Source organism: Shinella oryzae, assembly GCF_023038235.1.
Lineage (GTDB): Bacteria > Pseudomonadota > Alphaproteobacteria > Rhizobiales > Rhizobiaceae > Shinella > Shinella sumterensis.
In genome coordinates this window covers 158,155-174,260 of the sequence record NZ_CP081988.1, presented here as the reverse complement: position 1 = coordinate 174,260, position 16,106 = coordinate 158,155, and the positions used below count along the sequence as shown (strand labels likewise).

15 protein-coding genes are annotated in these 16,106 nt (G+C 60.5%); 6 read left to right on the top strand and 9 right to left on the bottom strand.

What is annotated here, in order from left to right:
- Positions 1–38: 38 nt before the first annotated feature.
- From K6301_RS17050 to K6301_RS17025, 6 genes are read left to right on the top strand one after another with little or no spacing between them, the layout of a single operon-like run.
- Positions 39–2,486, top strand: coding sequence for a TonB-dependent siderophore receptor (locus K6301_RS17050; protein WP_247221718.1), 2,448 nt, complete (start codon positions 39–41; stop codon positions 2,484–2,486).
- Between the two features lie 18 nt (positions 2,487–2,504).
- Entirely contained in the window at positions 2,505–3,362 is an 858-nt protein-coding gene (locus K6301_RS17045; RefSeq protein WP_247221717.1) for a siderophore-interacting protein, read from the top strand.
- A 59-nt stretch (positions 3,363–3,421) separates the two neighbouring features.
- On the top strand, positions 3,422–4,381 hold the full coding sequence (locus K6301_RS17040; RefSeq protein ID WP_247221716.1) for a FecCD family ABC transporter permease: 960 nt from the start codon (positions 3,422–3,424) through the stop codon (positions 4,379–4,381).
- Positions 4,381–5,451 carry a FecCD family ABC transporter permease gene (locus K6301_RS17035; protein ID WP_247221715.1) on the top strand — a complete coding sequence of 357 codons (1,071 nt, stop codon included), beginning with the start codon at positions 4,381–4,383 and terminating at the stop codon, positions 5,449–5,451. Before K6301_RS17040 ends, K6301_RS17035 begins: the two co-directional genes overlap by 1 nt.
- A complete protein-coding gene (locus K6301_RS17030) occupies positions 5,448–6,263 on the top strand; it encodes an ABC transporter ATP-binding protein (protein ID WP_247221714.1) in 816 nt (271 codons plus the stop codon). Before K6301_RS17035 ends, K6301_RS17030 begins: the two co-directional genes overlap by 4 nt.
- 41 nt (positions 6,264–6,304) lie before the next feature.
- Complete coding sequence (locus tag K6301_RS17025; protein WP_247221713.1) at positions 6,305–7,234, top strand: ABC transporter substrate-binding protein; 930 nt, start codon at positions 6,305–6,307, stop codon at positions 7,232–7,234.
- Here K6301_RS17025 and K6301_RS17020 read toward each other — a convergent pair.
- The 9 genes from K6301_RS17020 to K6301_RS16980 all read right to left on the bottom strand — a co-directional run bounded on the left by K6301_RS17020 (position 7,188) and on the right by K6301_RS16980 (position 16,011).
- On the bottom strand, positions 7,188–8,078 hold the full coding sequence (locus K6301_RS17020; RefSeq protein WP_247221709.1) for an MBL fold metallo-hydrolase: 891 nt from the start codon (positions 8,076–8,078) through the stop codon (positions 7,188–7,190). The two genes, K6301_RS17025 and K6301_RS17020, sit on opposite strands and share 47 nt — an antisense overlap.
- Complete coding sequence (locus K6301_RS17015; RefSeq protein ID WP_247221708.1) at positions 8,075–9,118, bottom strand: phosphoglycerate dehydrogenase; 1,044 nt, start codon at positions 9,116–9,118, stop codon at positions 8,075–8,077. Before K6301_RS17015 ends, K6301_RS17020 begins: the two co-directional genes overlap by 4 nt.
- Complete coding sequence (locus K6301_RS17010; RefSeq protein WP_247221706.1) at positions 9,016–9,969, bottom strand: shikimate dehydrogenase family protein; 954 nt, start codon at positions 9,967–9,969, stop codon at positions 9,016–9,018. Before K6301_RS17010 ends, K6301_RS17015 begins: the two co-directional genes overlap by 103 nt.
- Positions 9,966–10,619, bottom strand: a complete 654-nt coding sequence (eda, locus tag K6301_RS17005) for a bifunctional 4-hydroxy-2-oxoglutarate aldolase/2-dehydro-3-deoxy-phosphogluconate aldolase (protein ID WP_247221700.1) — start codon at positions 10,617–10,619, stop codon at positions 9,966–9,968. Before eda ends, K6301_RS17010 begins: the two co-directional genes overlap by 4 nt.
- A gap of 18 nt (positions 10,620–10,637) precedes the next feature.
- A complete protein-coding gene (locus K6301_RS17000; RefSeq protein ID WP_247221699.1) occupies positions 10,638–11,261 on the bottom strand; it encodes a glucose-6-phosphate isomerase in 624 nt (207 codons plus the stop codon).
- Between the two features lie 168 nt (positions 11,262–11,429).
- Entirely contained in the window at positions 11,430–12,416 is a 987-nt protein-coding gene (locus tag K6301_RS16995) for an ABC transporter permease (protein ID WP_247221698.1), read from the bottom strand.
- A 2-nt stretch (positions 12,417–12,418) separates the two neighbouring features.
- On the bottom strand, positions 12,419–13,432 hold the full coding sequence (locus K6301_RS16990) for an ABC transporter permease (RefSeq protein ID WP_247221696.1): 1,014 nt from the start codon (positions 13,430–13,432) through the stop codon (positions 12,419–12,421).
- Complete coding sequence (locus tag K6301_RS16985) at positions 13,429–14,958, bottom strand: sugar ABC transporter ATP-binding protein (RefSeq protein WP_247221695.1); 1,530 nt, start codon at positions 14,956–14,958, stop codon at positions 13,429–13,431. The genes K6301_RS16990 and K6301_RS16985 overlap by 4 nt, the downstream gene beginning before the upstream one ends.
- A gap of 57 nt (positions 14,959–15,015) precedes the next feature.
- Complete coding sequence (locus K6301_RS16980) at positions 15,016–16,011, bottom strand: sugar ABC transporter substrate-binding protein (protein ID WP_247221694.1); 996 nt, start codon at positions 16,009–16,011, stop codon at positions 15,016–15,018.
- Positions 16,012–16,106: the final 95 nt, after the last annotated feature.

Sequence of the window (16,106 nt, the reverse complement as noted above, 5' to 3'; positions counted from 1 at the left end):
CCGATCCGAACGCACATTCAGACAAGAGGGAAAAAGTCATGGAAAAGCGGTCAGGCGTCCTGGGGCAGGTCGGGATCTCTGTTTCAAGCGTGCTGGCGCTCATACTCGGCGCGGGCATTCCGGCGACGGCCGTCATGATAGCCAAACCCGCCATAGCGCAGGATGCCGCACGGGATATCAGCATCCCGGCAAGCCCCCTTTCGCGGGCGCTCAACCAACTCGCGAGCCAGAGCGGCATCCATATAGGCTTCGAAAGCGCGACCGTTGCCGGTAAGACAACGCCGGGCCTGACCGGCCGTTATACGGCTCCGGATGCGCTTGCCGCATTGCTCTCGGGCACGGGTCTCTACTACGATTTTTCCAATTCCCATACGGCAACGGTCCTTGCGTCGTCGCCCCAGGCCGCCTCGGCCGTCGGTTCGGACGCCGGCGGCTCGACACTGGAGGCGATCATCGTCGATGGCGGCAGCGGCGGCGTCATCAACGCGGACGGCTATGTCGGCAAAAGCAGCGCGACCGGAGCCAAGACGGACACGCCGTTCGTCGAGACACCGCAATCCATCTCCTCCGTTACGGAGAAGCAGATGGTTGACCGCAATCCGAAATCGTTACTCGACGCTATCGCCTATACTCCCGGCGCCCGCGTGAGTGCCTACGGCACCGATCCGCGCTTCGATTCCTTCTTCGTACGCGGCTTCAATCTCACCAATACCGGTGTTTTCCGTGACAATCTGCGCCAGCCTGTTGCCGGCTACGGATATTTTCTGACGGAGCCCTACGGCATCGAGGGCATCTCCATCCTGCGGGGTCCCTCCTCCGCGCTCTATGGCGCAACGGGCGCTGGCGGCCTCTACAACGTCATCACGAAGCGTCCAACGGAAGAGACGCTGCGTGAGGCGGCGATGCAATGGGGAACGGACCAGCGCTATCAAGGACAGTTCGATCTTTCCGGCGCCTTCAACGAAAACGATGCCCTCTTTTACCGGCTGACGGGCGTCGCAAGGGCGGCCGACAGCGAGTTCAGCTCCGTTTCGGACGATAAGCTCTATCTGGCACCAGGCCTTACCTGGAAGCCGGAAGAGGGAACACGCCTCACGCTTCTTGGAGAATATTCGCGCTCGCAGACGGGCGGCAACCCGGGTTACTACAATGATGCCTATGGTCACGTGAGCCCGTTCCAGGCCGATGATCCCGCCTTCAGTGACCTCGACCACAAGCAGGGGCGCTTCGGCTGGGAGTTCGAACACGCGTTCGACGAGACCTTCACCTTCCGGCAGAACGCACGCTATTCGAAGCAGGATATCGATTCGAAATACGTCTACACCTACAACGGTGTCGCACATGCAGCGGACCCGACCCTCATCGACCGCGGAACCGGCTATGAGCTGCAGACGCTTGATGTCTTCGTGATAGACAATCAGCTGGAAGCCAAGTTCGACACCGGCGCTGTTGAGCATACCCTGCTTGGCGGGGTGGATTTCACATGGGCGAAATTCAGCTCGACGACGGGTTATGGCGCGGCGTCGCCGCTCAACACCCTGGTTCCCAACTACGGCGACTTCATCGCCACGCCGGACCTGACCTCGCGCTCGGACCAGAAGCAACTTCACACCGGCCTCTACTTGCAGGATCAACTTCGCTACGACGCGTGGACGCTGACCCTTGGAGGGCGCTACGATTGGGTGTCGACATCAACGACGACAACGGATCTTGCGAGCGGCACGTCCACCTCGATGAAGCAGACCGATGGCGAGTTCTCCGGCCGCGTCGGCATCACCTATGAGACGCCGTTCGGTATTGTTCCATATGCCAGCCTTTCGACGGCCTTCTCGCCCAATATCGGCATCAGCGCCGTCACCGGTTCACCGTTCAAGGCTACTACGAGTACGCAGCAGGAAGTCGGCGTCAAATATCTTCTCCCTGACGACAATGCGATGATCACCGCGTCGCTGTTCAATATCGATCAGGACAACGGGCTGTTTTACGAGGTCATCAACGGCATCAACACCCAGGTTCAGCGCGGCAAGCTGCGCTCCAGAGGCGTCGAGCTGGAAGCCGTCGCAAGTCTTGACGATGGCTTGTCGATTGCGGCCTCCTATACCTACACCGACCTCAGAATCCGCGAAGGCAATGCCGCTACAAAAGGTAATTTCGTCTCTAGCGTTCCCTTCAACATGGCGTCGCTCTGGGTGCATTATGCCATGCCTGAGGACACGCCATTGCACGGCCTTGGTTTGGGAGCCGGCGTCCGGTTTATCGGATCGAGTTACGGCGACGACACGAACACGCTGATCAACGGCGCGCGCGCACTCGTCGACGCCTCGGTCAGCTTCGATTTCAAGGCCATAAACCCCGAATTCGACGGTCTGAGCCTGCAGGTCAACGCGACGAACCTGTTCAACCGCCGGGACACAACCTGCACGGGCGGCTACTGCTACCTCGACACCGGCCGCTCGGTGATCGGCACACTTCGTTACACGTGGTAGGGCGAGAACGAGAGCGGAATGACGGCGATGTTCTATGATGTGAAAGTGAGCCATAAGGCGCTGCTGACACCGGGTATGGTGAGGCTGACCTTCCAAGGCGAAGCGCTCGCGGATTTTCAATCGACGGGTATCGGCGATGAGTATCTCCGGCTCTTCTTTCCCGACGAGGCAAGTGGCGAGGTCGTGCTGCCGATCATCAGCGAGGAGGGTCGTTGGACCTACAGAGAGGACAAGCCACCGGTGCGTTGCGCCACCTATACGGTCCGTCGATACGACCGCGCCGCCTGCGCGGTCGATATAGACTTCGTCCTGCACGAGGGCGGCGTTGCCGCCACCTGGGCGCGATCGGCCACCCCGGGAAGCCGCATGACGATCAATCGTCCCCGCGGCCTCTACGCCCCGCCCGCAGACATGCAATGGCAGGTATTGATGGCGGACGCGACCGGATTGCCCGCGCTTGCCCGCATCCTCGAACAAACTCCACCACAAGTCCAAACCCGTGTCGTGGTCGAGGTCGGCGAAGCGGAGCATCGCCAGAACCTTCCTGCGCATCCGCTTATGACGGCAACGTGGATAGAGGGTGGAAACGGCATCGGCCCGAGCCTTCTCGATAAAGCATTCGAAACGCTGCCGCTTCCCTCAACGGCAGGCTATATCTGGCTGGCAGCCGAGGAAAAGCCGGTCCGCACGGTCCGCAAATATGTGCGTCAAACACTAAAGCTACCGGCGGAACGCTGCAAACTCGTCGCGTACTGGATTGAAGACCGGAACCTCAAGCGAGAGCCTGCGGCCATGCTTCCCGATGACACCAGGGCGAAGCTGGAAGCGCCTTGGATCGGAACGGCCCGGGAGCAGGATAAGGCTTTCCTATCTTGAGGACATGGGGATCATCATCCCGCCGCGCCCCGAGCGAGCCGGCCATCACGGCGGGTCTGGTGGGTTTGCTGGTTATCTCCATAACGGCAAGCCTCTCGATCGGTTCGCATATGCTGCATCCCGCGACACTGCCGAACCTTCTCATGTCTTATCACAGCCTCGACAGTGCCGACGCAGCCTTGCTCTCACTGCGTCTTCCCCGCACCGTGCTTGGAATTCTGGCGGGCATGGCGCTTGGCGTTTCCGGCTGCCTGATGCAGAATCTGACCCGTAATCCATTGTCCGATCCGGGTGTTCTGGGCATCAATGCCGGCGCTCTTTTGGCCATGGCACTGGGCGCGGGACTGCTCGGACTGACGGATTGGCACATCTATGCCGCAGTGGCCTTTCTCGGTGCGACGCTTGCTGCTCTTGGCGTGCATGCCATCGGGTTCGTCGGCCACCCTCCCCTCATTCCGCTCCGTCTCACACTCGCCGGCGTTGCCATGAACGCCGTCCTTGGAGGCCTCGCGACGATGCTCATCCTGCTTGACGCCGAGCGGTTCGACCGCGTGCGTGGCTGGTCCACAGGCGCAATTGCCGTCGCCGACTTCACCGTGCCGGTCGCGATCATGCCCTTCATCCTTGTCGGGCTCGCCCTCGCCTTCCTTTCCGTGCGCGGGCTGAATGCGCTTGCCCTCGGTGATGAGCTCGCGATGGCGATGGGCGTGCGGGTACGGCGCATGCGCCTGGTCGGTGGGCTTGCAGCGACGCTGCTCGCGGGTGCGGCCACCGCAGGTGCGGGGCCGATTGCGTTCGCGGGACTGATGGTTCCCCACATGGTGCGTCCCTTTGCAGGCGCCGATGAAAGGCGCGTTCTTCTCTACACGGCGCTCGCAGCGCCTTCCCTGCTTCTCATTGCGGACACGGCAGGGCGGGTCGTTCTATCGCCAGCCGAAATGCCGGCCGGCATTGTCATGGCCCTCGTTGGTGCGCCGGTCTTCATCGCGATCCTGCGGCGCAGGAGCGGATTTTCCTGATGCGCGTCGAACGTTCGGTCCCCTTTTTATGCCCGACACGGACCATTCGCCTCTTCGGCGGATGGGTTTCAAGGCGCGTCCATCTTCACGCATTGTCCGGGGCAAGCATAACAATTGGCGCCGTCGTTCTTCTTGCTCTCGCCGATCTGTCGCTGGGCGCTTATCCGACGCCCATCTCGACAGTTCTCGAGGTGCTAGCAGGCGGCGGCGATCACCATGCTCGCCTTGCCGTTGCGGAATGGCGATTGCCGCGTGTCTTGGCAGCGCTGCTGTTTGGCGCCGCGCTCGGCATGAGTGGGGCAATCTTTCAGTCGCTTGCGCGCAACCCGCTAGGCAGCCCGGATATCATTGGCATCGATGCCGGTGCGTTCACCGGAATCCTGTTCGTCATTCTCTTTGCCGGATGTACGCCGACCGGTATTGCCGCCGGTGCCTTTGTGGGTGGCACGACCGCTGCTTTGACGGCCTATCTCCTTGCTCGCGGCTCGAGCGGACTGAGTTTCGTCCTCACAGGCGTCGGTATCGCCATGCCGCTCACGGCGTTCAACACATGGATGCTCTCGACCAGCCGCCTGGAAGTCGCGACGGCAGCCACAACGTGGGGGGCAGGCTCACTCGACAATCTCGAAAGAGGCGAAATCATTCCGATCGCCGGCTTGCTGCTGGGGCTGATGCTCTGCGCTGTTTGCCTGCAACGTCGTCTGCACAGCCTCAATCTCGGCGACGACATTGCGCGCGCCCACGGCGTGAAGGTCGATCGCCTTCGCACGGTCCTCCTCCTGCTTGGAGCAGCATTGACCATTTGCGTGACGGCCCTTGCAGGACCGATAGGCTTCGTCGCGCTGGCAGCGCCGCAGCTCGCCCGGCTGGCCACGCGCGCGGGCGACCTGTCGCTCGCCACCGCAGCCATCATGGGATGCGCGCTTCTTGTCGCGGCCGACATCATCTCCATTCATCTTTTCGCGCCCACGCGCCTGCCAGTCGGGCTCGTGACCCTCGTCGGTGGCGGCGCCTACTTGATTGCACTGCTGTCGCTACGGCTGCGCTCGACAAACACGAGACACCAATGACGCCCTCCGCCCGGCTGAAAGCTGCAAACCTGACCTTGGCGTATGGTCGCGACACCATCGTCCACGACCTCGATATAGAGATACCCGACCGCGGTTTCACTGTTATCGTCGGCGCCAATGGCAGCGGCAAATCGACTCTTTTGAAGGCACTCGGCAGGCTTCTTTCACCAAGCAAAGGCACAGTCGTTCTCGATGGCCGGGCTCTCAGTGCCTACCCGTCGATCGAAGTCGCCCGCCACATTGGCATTCTCCCGCAATCGGCCACAGCGCCCGACAGGATTACCGTCATCGACCTGGTCGCGCGGGGCCGCTATCCGCATCAGACCTTCATGCGGCAGTGGAGCGACGCCGATGAAAGGGCTGTCGATGCGGCATTGGCAGCGACGGGAATCGCGGAGATCGCAACGCGTGCTGTCGATACCCTTTCGGGCGGGCAGCGCCAGCGTGTATGGATCGCCATGGTGCTCGCCCAGGAGACACCGATCCTGCTTCTGGACGAGCCAACAACCTATCTCGATATGGCCCATCAGGTCGAATTGCTCGACCTTTTGGCCGATCTCAATGAGGCTGCGGGCCGCACGATCGTTGCCGTGCTACACGACCTGAACCAGGCCTGCCGCTATGCGAGCCATATCGTGGCGCTGAAATCGGGACGGGTGATCGCGGAGGGCCCGCCCGCGCAAATCGTGACGGAAGAGCTGATGGAGGTGGTGTTCGGCCTGCCCTGCGTGGTCGTCGATGATCCTGTCACGCACACGCCCCACGTCGTGCCGCGCGGACGACGGAAGGCAAGCGGCAGAGGTGGCGCTTGAGTATCCCTTGCCTTGCGCGGGTCCTTTTCGCCCTGCTCCTAATGACCGCACCAGCGGCGTCGGCCGACTTTCCGGTAACTGTTCACCACTCGCTTGGCGAAACGACGATCGCCAAGCGGCCCGTCCGAATTGTCTCGATCGGCCTCAACGACCAGGATTTTCTTTATGCGCTGGATATCGCTCCCGTCGGGGTGCGCGTCTGGTGGGGCGAGCAGCCCTATGCCACATGGCCGTGGAGCGAGAAGCAGCGTGCCCGCCTGAACGCCCGTCCCGTCGTCATGCGTGGAATGTCCGTGGATCCGGAATGGGTTCTGGCGCTCCACCCCGATCTGATCGTTGCGACCTATGCCGATATCGGCGAGCGGCTTTACCGCCAGCTTGGCGAGATCGCGCCCGTTGTCGTCGCACCGGCCGGCTACGCACCGTGGAGCGCGCCCTGGCAAGAACAGCTCCGGCTGCTCGACCGCGCGACCTCCGGATCCGAGGAGAAAGCGCAAAACATCATCGCCGGCTTTAATCGAAAGGTTTCGGCGATCCGCACCGCCCATCCGGAATTTAAAGGCAAGACCGCAGCCTTCATCGATATCCGTTACGGGCAATTCACACTGTGGCGCAGTTCCACTGCGACGGGCCGTTTCCTTGGTGACCTGGGGTTCACCCTTCCCGCCACACTTGAGAAGGAGGCCGACACTGCAGGCTGGATCCGTCTTGGCTTCGAGCACGCACAGCGCCTTGATCTCGACGTTGCGATCTGGCCGCAGGGCAAACAGGAGACCGCGGAATCCATCCGACCCTATCGCAACCTGCGTCTTTATCGCGAGGAGCGGTCCATATGGTTTGGCCCAGACAGCCTGCTCTCAGCGGCGCTATGGTTTCAATCACCTCAGTCCATAGACTTCGCGCTCGACCAGGTCGTGCCGCTGATCAGCAGCGTGCTTCAGAAAAAGTCTGGGGACCAGACAACGAGATAATGTAAGCCGTCCCGACGGCCGCGCGTAGCAGCCTTCCTTGCACCTTGTTTATCACCTCATCAATCCGCTCCGGGGGCAGCGTGTTGAATGCAAACATTCCGTAGTGATGGGCGATCACAGCGGATGCGCCTGCGGCTTCACCAAGTTCGATGGCCTCCTGGAGTGTCAGATTGCCGGCGATCCCGCGTTCCGACAGTTCCGCGCGGCGTCCGTTGACTGGCAAGAGCGCAACATCCGGCGCAAGGGCAAGCACTTCCGCCACTTGACCTTCAAAAGGCACGGTATCGCCGGAATGCCAAACCGTCGCTTCCTGGCCTTGGATGGCGAAACCCAGATAGTGGTGATGCCCATCCTCGTCGCATTTTATCGTCTCATGCGCACTGCGGGTGGCGGTGATGGAAAGACCTGAGCTGAGATCGATCCTTTCTCCTGCATCGACCCAGGAGATGCGTTCATCACCCACACCGGATCGCTCTCGCGCTGCTGCCTGTACGGCCCTGGGGGCGATCAAGCGCGCACAAGGGTTCGTCGCCAGAAGGCCGGGGAGCGTGCCCGGGTCCATGTGATCCGTGTGTGCGTGGGTGCACAATACATAATCGACCTGCCTGATATCGCTCACAGCGATGGGAGGCGGCATCATTCGCACATGCGGGAAATCCGTGCCGGCATATTTGGCGGCAAGACTATCCGAGAGATAGGGATCGATCACGATCCTGACGCCATCCATATCGAGGATGAAGCCCGCCTGCCCCAGCCAGTAAAGGACCGTGCCTTCTGTCGGTTTTACCGCAAGCCGCTGCGCGAGCGAACCCGAAAACGGTTGCGGCTTAACGAGCACGGTCATCTCGCAATCTCTTCATTGGAAAGGGCGTTGATGAGGTTATCCGCCGCGATGCGTGTCGCTCGCTCGATGCTTTCGGTGGTGAACCCGCCGATATGGCTCGTGGCAATCACCCGTGCATGACCCGCAAGCCGCAGCGAGACCGGCGGTTCCGGTTCGAACACATCCGTCGCATAACAACCAACAATGCCTGCATCCAGCGCCTCGATCAGTCCATCCTCGTCGACGAGGCCCGCCCGCGCGGTGTTCAGCAGGATAACGTCATCACGCGCCATCGCCAGGCGCTTCCGGTCGATGACAGGCGATCCGTCAGCCGGCAGAGGGCAGTGAAGGCTCAAGATTTCGGCTTGGCCGACAATGTCATCGATCTCGGAATAGGCAAAATGCGAAGACGGAAGGTCGAGGTTCGGGCGTAGCGGATCATAAGCTATCACCCGTGCACCAAGCGCCACCGCGATGCGCGCCACCTCGCGTCCGACGGCTCCGCAGCCGATGATACCAAACACGCGATCATGGATCTCCATTCCCCGGCGACGTGGCCAGTTGCCGGCCTTTATCCCGGCATCGGCAAAGGGAATCGAACGCAGGGCGCTGAACATAAGACCAATCGTCAGTTCGGCAACGCCGCGCGCATTGGCGCCTTGCGCGATCATGACCTTCACGCCGCGGCGGGCGAGGAGATCGACTGGCAGATTATCGACACCCACACCGTTGCGGCTGATGACGCGAAGCCGCCCCGCAGCGTCGATGACACGCGGCGTGACCGGCTCGACACCTGCAAGCCAGCCGATACAATCGGGCACGAGCTCCACCAGTTCTTCTTCCGTGGGCGTCTGACCGGCGCTGGAGTAAACGATCTCGAAGCCGCTCCCACGCAGCCTCTCGACTTCCGGGTGGGGTTCGGCGGTCAGCGACCGTGGTGTGACAAGAATCCGTCCTCTCATCGGCCCGCGGCCTCGCGTGCGATTTCGGAAATGCGGTCGAAGATCCGACCGGATGCCGGGATCTCGATGTTGAACACTTCCGCGATAACCTGTGTCCATCCATGCAGGAAGTATGTCCAACCGTCTTCGATCTGCAGGGCCCGCGCATCCCGCTGCGCCTTTGCCTGATCGAGGAAAATGAGATCACCGCGATAGTTGAGGTCCCAAACGACCGACCGTTTCGGAAAGACCGCGGCATCGGACAACGGCGAGCCCGGCGCGTCCTTGCCCAGACCGGTCGCATTGATGACGAGAGATCCCTCTCGCAGGCCTGCCAGCACAGCGTCATTGTCCTGCGGCTTCGGTGCCAGCACATACTCGACCGGTACATCGCTTTCGATACCGGCGTGAATTCGCTTGATTTCGTCGAGACGATGCTGACTGCGGTTGGAAACGACGATGCGCCCTGGCACATCCGCACCGCGCGACCGTCGCATAAGATGCCAGGTCAGGGCGATCGTCGATCCACCGGCGCCCATCGAGAAGAGATCTGCCCCGGTGCGTGCGAAGTAGCCGTCACCCAGGAAACCATCGATGGAAAGGCCGGAGGAGATTGGATCCTTGGCGTGGCAGACCAGCTTGCCGTCGCGTTTGGAGATGCAGCTTGTCTCGTCCATCAGTGTCGCGTGGGGGTCGATGACGTCGAACATGTCCTTGCAGGCGGCAAAGAGGTCAATCTTGTGTGTCGTCACAAGAGCGCCGAGCGAAAGCGGATCGTCACGAATGAATTCGACGGCTGCGCGATAGGCACCTGGGTCATCGTGCAACTTGAAGTCAATGCCCTTGATGACGGCATTCTTCAGGCCCAGGAATTCCGCCCAGGCCGGGAAAACCTTCATGATGGAGCTCTTGGCGGTCGTGACGCCAATGAAGTAGAGCGTAGGTTCGGTTGCGGGCTTATAGTGGGTCATGCGCGCTCATCCAGTTTCTGTCTGGCGGCTTTGACGGCCGCCGCCGCATTACGAGCGATTTCCTTGAAACGGCCTTCCCGGATATCGTCTGTCTTGGCGATCCAGGTGCCGCCCACAGCGACGACCTGGGGGATGTCCAGCCACTCGCCAATCGACGCCTGCGTCACACCGCCTGTCGGGATGAAGCGAACACCGAGATGGGCAAACGGGGCGGCGATTCCTGACAGGGCCTTCGGGCCGCCGGCGACACCGGCAAGAAAGAACTTCGCGAGCCGCACACCGCGTGCGACTGCAAGCGTCAGATCCGTCGGCGTCATGATACCGGGATAGAAGGGAAGCTTCAGGCTCTCTGCGGCATCGACGATTTGAGGATCGAAGCCGGGCGCCAGAGCAAACCGGGCACCACTCTCGATCGCACGGCGCAAGCTTTCCTGATCAAGGATCGTGCCCGCGCCGATGCACAGTTCGGGGCGGGCATCACGAATTGCCGCCAGGACATCGGCCGCCGCGGCTGTTCGAAATGTGATTTCCGCGATCGGCAACCCGCCTTCCAGAAGAGCGTCTGCCAATGAAACAGCATCGGACACTCGTTCGATGGCGATTACAGGAACAACGCCGAGACTGGCGATCAGATCGATGGGATTGGTCATGATTTGTCTCCGCGCCGTTCATTCATACCGCGTCATGATCGCATCGATCGTCGCACGGTCGCGCGGTTGATAGGCCGGGTTTTCAACCAGCTTCCAACCACCCGCCCCATCGACCTTGACCCGGTGGCGCATGCCCATGGAGCTTTCGATGATCCCATAGTCCTGCCCGCTGTCAGATGGGTAGGCGAACACCATGATGAGGTCTTCATCTCCGACATTGACAGAGCGGTGGATCCAATAGGGCGGCACGTAGCAGATCGTCTGTGGTCCGATTTCCACGATCCGTGTCTCTCCGGCGGGAGATTCGAGCTGCATCAGGCCCTTCCCCTGCTGGCCGTAATAGAATTCCGGACGATCCGCCTTGGCATGGATGTGGCCGCGCGTCAGGAAGAACTCGTCCCCAATACGTCCTGGAACCATGCGGGTAACGCCGTAGATAAGATCGCCCGGCTGATCGTTCGGACGAAAATCTTCGACTGCATAAACGAGAGGATCGCCGAGCTGCGCGAGCGCTTCCTCATAGGCCGCGGTATCCTCATAGAGGCCAGCGAGATCGCTGAGCCGCTTCTCGTATCGGCCGGTCTTACCCCCGAGGCCGCCAGCAGAAACAGTTACGATGCCAGAGACGGGTTCACGCAACATTTGCGCCTCCTACGGTCGACATCTGGTAGTGATGATCCATATCCAAAAGGGATTTCTGAGGCTTCATCAACAATTTAAGCATTTCGCTTCTCCATTTTGAAATTTTGCTACAGAACGCCGCGAGGCGTGTTAATGCTCGGCAAGTTGCGCACCTGCCGAGGCGCTACGTCAGATGGATTTTGATTTCGGCGACGCAGTCACGGCGATCGCAACACCGATAAGCAGCAGCACACCCTTGAATATTTCCCGCATGAAATTGGGCATACCGAGCAGGGCAAGGCCATTGACCATGATGGCGAGAATGCACACGCCGATCGCCGTTCCGATGATGTTCGGTTTACCGAACCGAATGACGGTCGCCCCGAGAAGCACTGCCGTCAGGCCATCGAGAAAGAAGGAGTTGCCGATCATTGGCTGCCCGGAATCGAGACTCGATGCCAGAATGATGCCTGCCAGCGCGGACCCGCAGGCGGATATAACGAACAGGCTGAAGACAATAGGCTTGCACGGTACACCCACCTGCTCCATCGCCCGCCTGTTGTCTGCCATGGCGAAGAGATAGTGACCGAACAGGCGACGCTCCTGCACAAACCAGCCAAGCAGATAGACAAGCACCACGGCGATACCGACAATCGGCATTCCCCATACGACCGCATCTGCGAAATGTCCGACCACGCCGCTATCGTTGATGTAGATGGGCTGCCCGCCGCCCAGAATGGCGGCGAAAGACCGTGCAAGGCCGGCTGTGGCGATCGTCACGATTAGCGAAGGGAATGCGAGATAACCGACCAAGAGACCGTTTACGACGCCGATGCCTGCGCCACAGAGCATGGCAACGCCAACGGCTGCGGCTGGCGATGCTCCGGCCTGCAGCTGGAAGGCGAAAACCATACCCGAGAGTGCAGCAACTTCCATGAAGCTGACATCCATCTCGCCCGACGCGATCACCCACGTCAGTCCGATGAACATCAATCCAGCAATGCTTGCGGTGCGCCACATGCTCGCAACATTGCCCCAGGTCGAAAAGATTGGATGCGCCAGCGCGAAACCAATGAAGAGCGCCACGAGCACGAAGAAGAGCCCATAGCGGAGCAAGGTATGGAGTTTCGGTAGACCTGCGCCCATGGACGCCATCGAATGAGTACGCATGGTCATTCTCACGCTCCCCGGCTGTCGCGGGATCGCAAGAGATCCGACATTGCCCGCACATGGGCATGGATTACGGGATTGGCGATCGAAAGGGCGAGGATAAGAACGCCGCTGACGATTGCATCGCCGTAGTAGAAAGGCACACCCATCACATTAAAACCATTCAGTAATGTCGACATGAACAAGGTACCCGCAACGATTGCTGGAATACCCGTGCGACCAAAGACGGCCGTGCCGAGAAAAACGGAAGCATAGGCCGGCATCATGAGATTCGCTCCCATCCGTACGTCGGCCTGCCCTCCCCCTGCGCTCACGAGGATGGCCGCCAGCGTCGCCAACAAAGCACAGATGCAGAATGAGGCGACGACATAAGAGCGGACACGGATGCCGGAATAGTTGGCTGACGTTCTGTTCTCACCGGTCGCATGAAACGCACGGCCGAAACGGGTGCGCTCAAGCAGAACCCAGCACGCAAGCGCGATGCCGAGGAAGAGCACCGGAGGCAAAGGCACACCCGCAATGCGCGCGTCATTAAGAGAGAGAATGCCCGAAGTCAGAAAGTTGTCATAGATAGAGACGCCGTTGGAATAGAGGTACGCAAGTCCGAACGCAATCGACCCCGTTGCGATGGATGTGATGATATCCGGAAGCCGCATCAGACCCACTGCGATGCCATTGATCGCACCAAAAACAAGGCTGGCCGCTAGCCCGCCGACAATCGCGGCAGCAAGTGGGAAGCCCTGTGCGATCAGGAAACCGGTCGTCATTCCGCCAAAAGACGCGACCCACGGAAATGAGAGGTCGTATTGCCGCACGATGATGACGAAGGTCAGGCCCAGGGCGGCGAGCCCGCTTGCGGACATGTGTCGCAGGATAGACTGTCCGTTTGACCAGGACAGGAAGCGCTCATTCGCGGACGCGAAGAACACAACCGCCCCGACATAGATGGCAACAAGCAGAAGAATGGTAACGACCCTGCCGAGTGAAAGCTGCACAGGTCGCTGGAAGATGGCTTTACTCATTGTGCAGCTCCAGAAAGCCCCGCAGCGAGAAGTACCTCGCGGGTCGTGTCGATCGCAGCGGCTTGTAGAGAGACACGACCCTGGTGGAACGCCATGACGCGGTCGGCAAGGCCATAGGCCTCCTCCGCATCGGATGACATCACGATGACGGCGGCGCGTCGGCTCAGCTCGCGGATGAGCGCGTAGATCTTCGCGCGCGCACCTATGTCCACACCCACTGTTGGCTCGACGAATATGTAGACGTCGGCTTCCGCGAACAGACCCTTGGCGACCACCACTTTCTGCTGGTTGCCACCGCTGAATGCCGATAGCGGCAAATAGGTGTTTCTTGGTGACAATTCGACTTTATCGGCAAGGGCTGCACTGTCTTGCCGTGCCTGCCGGAAGCGGAGGAACGCAGCGCGCGTAACGCGTGAAAGACGAGCAAGAGTGGTATTGAACGCAACGTCACGCTCAAGGGTGAGCCCTTCCGTCTTGCGGTCGCCGGGCACAAGAAAGATGCCCGCCCGGATCGCGCACTCCGGTGACGTGAAGCCCACCGGTTTGCCGTTCAACTGGATCGTTCCGCTCATCGGCCGGAATACCCCGAACAATGTTTTGGAAAGTTCATCCAGGCCGGAGCCCAGCAGGCCGAAGATGCCCAGAATCTCGCCTCGTCTGGCCTCGAGGGCAACGTCTGCGAATGCTCCCGGCAAAGTGAGACCTTGCATGGCGAGAACAACCTCGTTCCCGGCGACCTGGGCGCGGTCGGGATAGACAGCCGCAAGATCCGTTCCCAGCATGAGTTCTGCAATCTCGAGGACGCGCAGACCACTGTCTGCGACAGAGCGTGTTGTGATGACGCGACCGCCGCGGAAGATCGTGAAACTGTCAGCGACCTCGAACACCTCATCAAGCCGGTGGGTAATGTAAATGACGGCGATCCCCCGAGCCTTGACCGCAGCAACAATACCGAAAAGCTGATCTTTCTCGCGCTCCGTCAGAACCGAGGTCGGCTCATCGAGGATGAGAACCTTGATCTCGTCTAAAGCGAGAGCCTGCAGGATCGCCACAGCCTCCTTCTCAACCGCTGACATCTGCCCGAGGGGCTGATCGAGATCAACGGTGAGACCGAACCGGGCGACAAGTTCCAGAGCCCGCTGCTGCAGGGCCTTCCGGTCGAGGCGGCCTAATATGCCACCCGAACCCTCGGTGCCCAGGTAGATGTTTTCATAGCCGGTCAGGCTCTCAACGAGCTCGGGATGTTGCTGGACAGACGCTATGCCCGCCTGCCGGGCTGCTGACGTGGAGCCGAGTTCGACACGCGCGCCGGCGATGCGAATTTCGCCTCCGTCTTTATGATAAAGGCCCGACAGGATCTTCACCAGAGTGGACTTGCCGGCGCCATTGATCCCAAGCAGTGCGCGGACTTCGCCTGCCTGCAAATCGAAGTCGATATTTTGCAAAGCCATGACGGGGCCGAAACGCTTGCTTATTCCTGACAATGCAAGAACCGCGTCCGACGCTATGGCCACAGAGTTTGGCATTATTCCCTCCGATTGGACCACTGCGGGCGATACCGCCCGCAGTGAGCACCAAGTTTTCTAGAGCGCACGCTGCCAGCCGAGTTGCTGAGCGCGCCCGGGGACGTCGTAATCGTCAGGCACTTCGCCCTTGAGGACATCTTTCGTCACCGCATAGACGGGGGTCGTGATGATACGCGGCGCCTTGCGTCCAGCCAGAACTTCGTGCGCGTAGTAGACGTTGAGCTGAGCCATCTCGTAGAAGCTCTGCGCCATGGAAAGAGCGACGCCCGTGTCAGAATTGATGTGGGTGAACACCTGTTTTCCGCCGTCAATGCCCGTCGTGAAAACGCCGTCCTTACCCGCTGCGCGGATCGCAAGCGCGCCCTCCATCGCAGCACCATCCCATGCGGACCAGACAGCCTGGATATCGGGATGAGCCGTAAGAAGGCTTTCGACGCCCGCACGCGGTGTTGTTGCGCCGGTGGAATTGTAGGACCAGGTTCCGACAATCTCGATATCCGGATACTGCCGCAGCGCCCAGCGGAGCCCATGAGCGCGCAGGTCCCACGTTTCATTGGCCGGCAGATCGACGAGCGCGATCTTGCCCTTGCCACCCAGTTTCTCAGCGATAAAGCGAGCCGAATATTCGCCCATTCCAAAATTGTTCGACATGGCCGTAGACGTAACGGCAACGCCCGGAATGAGGCTGTCGGCTGCAAAAACGGGAATACCGGCATCGATCGCGCGCTTGACCGCAGGAGCGATGGCCGCCGGATCTGAAGCTGTCACGAAGAGCGCGTCCGGCTTGGACTGCACAAATGCATCGATCTGGTCGGACTGGCGCTTGGCGTCGTAGCTCGCGTCCGCAACCGTCAATTCTCCACCCATCGCAGCGACGGCATCTCGATAACCACGATCGAGGTGCTGGCCGGATTCACCCTCCGTCCAACCAAGCGAAAGTGCGAACTTGTAAGACTTTTCCTGCGCAACGGCATCACGCGGCGCAGAAGCGGCGACGATACCGGCGAGCGAAAGCGCCACCGCGAGTGCGGACGACACAAATGACATTTTCATGATGAAGCCTCCCTTGGCATTCCGATCGGTTACAACACCGACGCCTGTACTATTACTACAGAGATGATATGCGGGAAAGAGAAAAATGGAGCGAA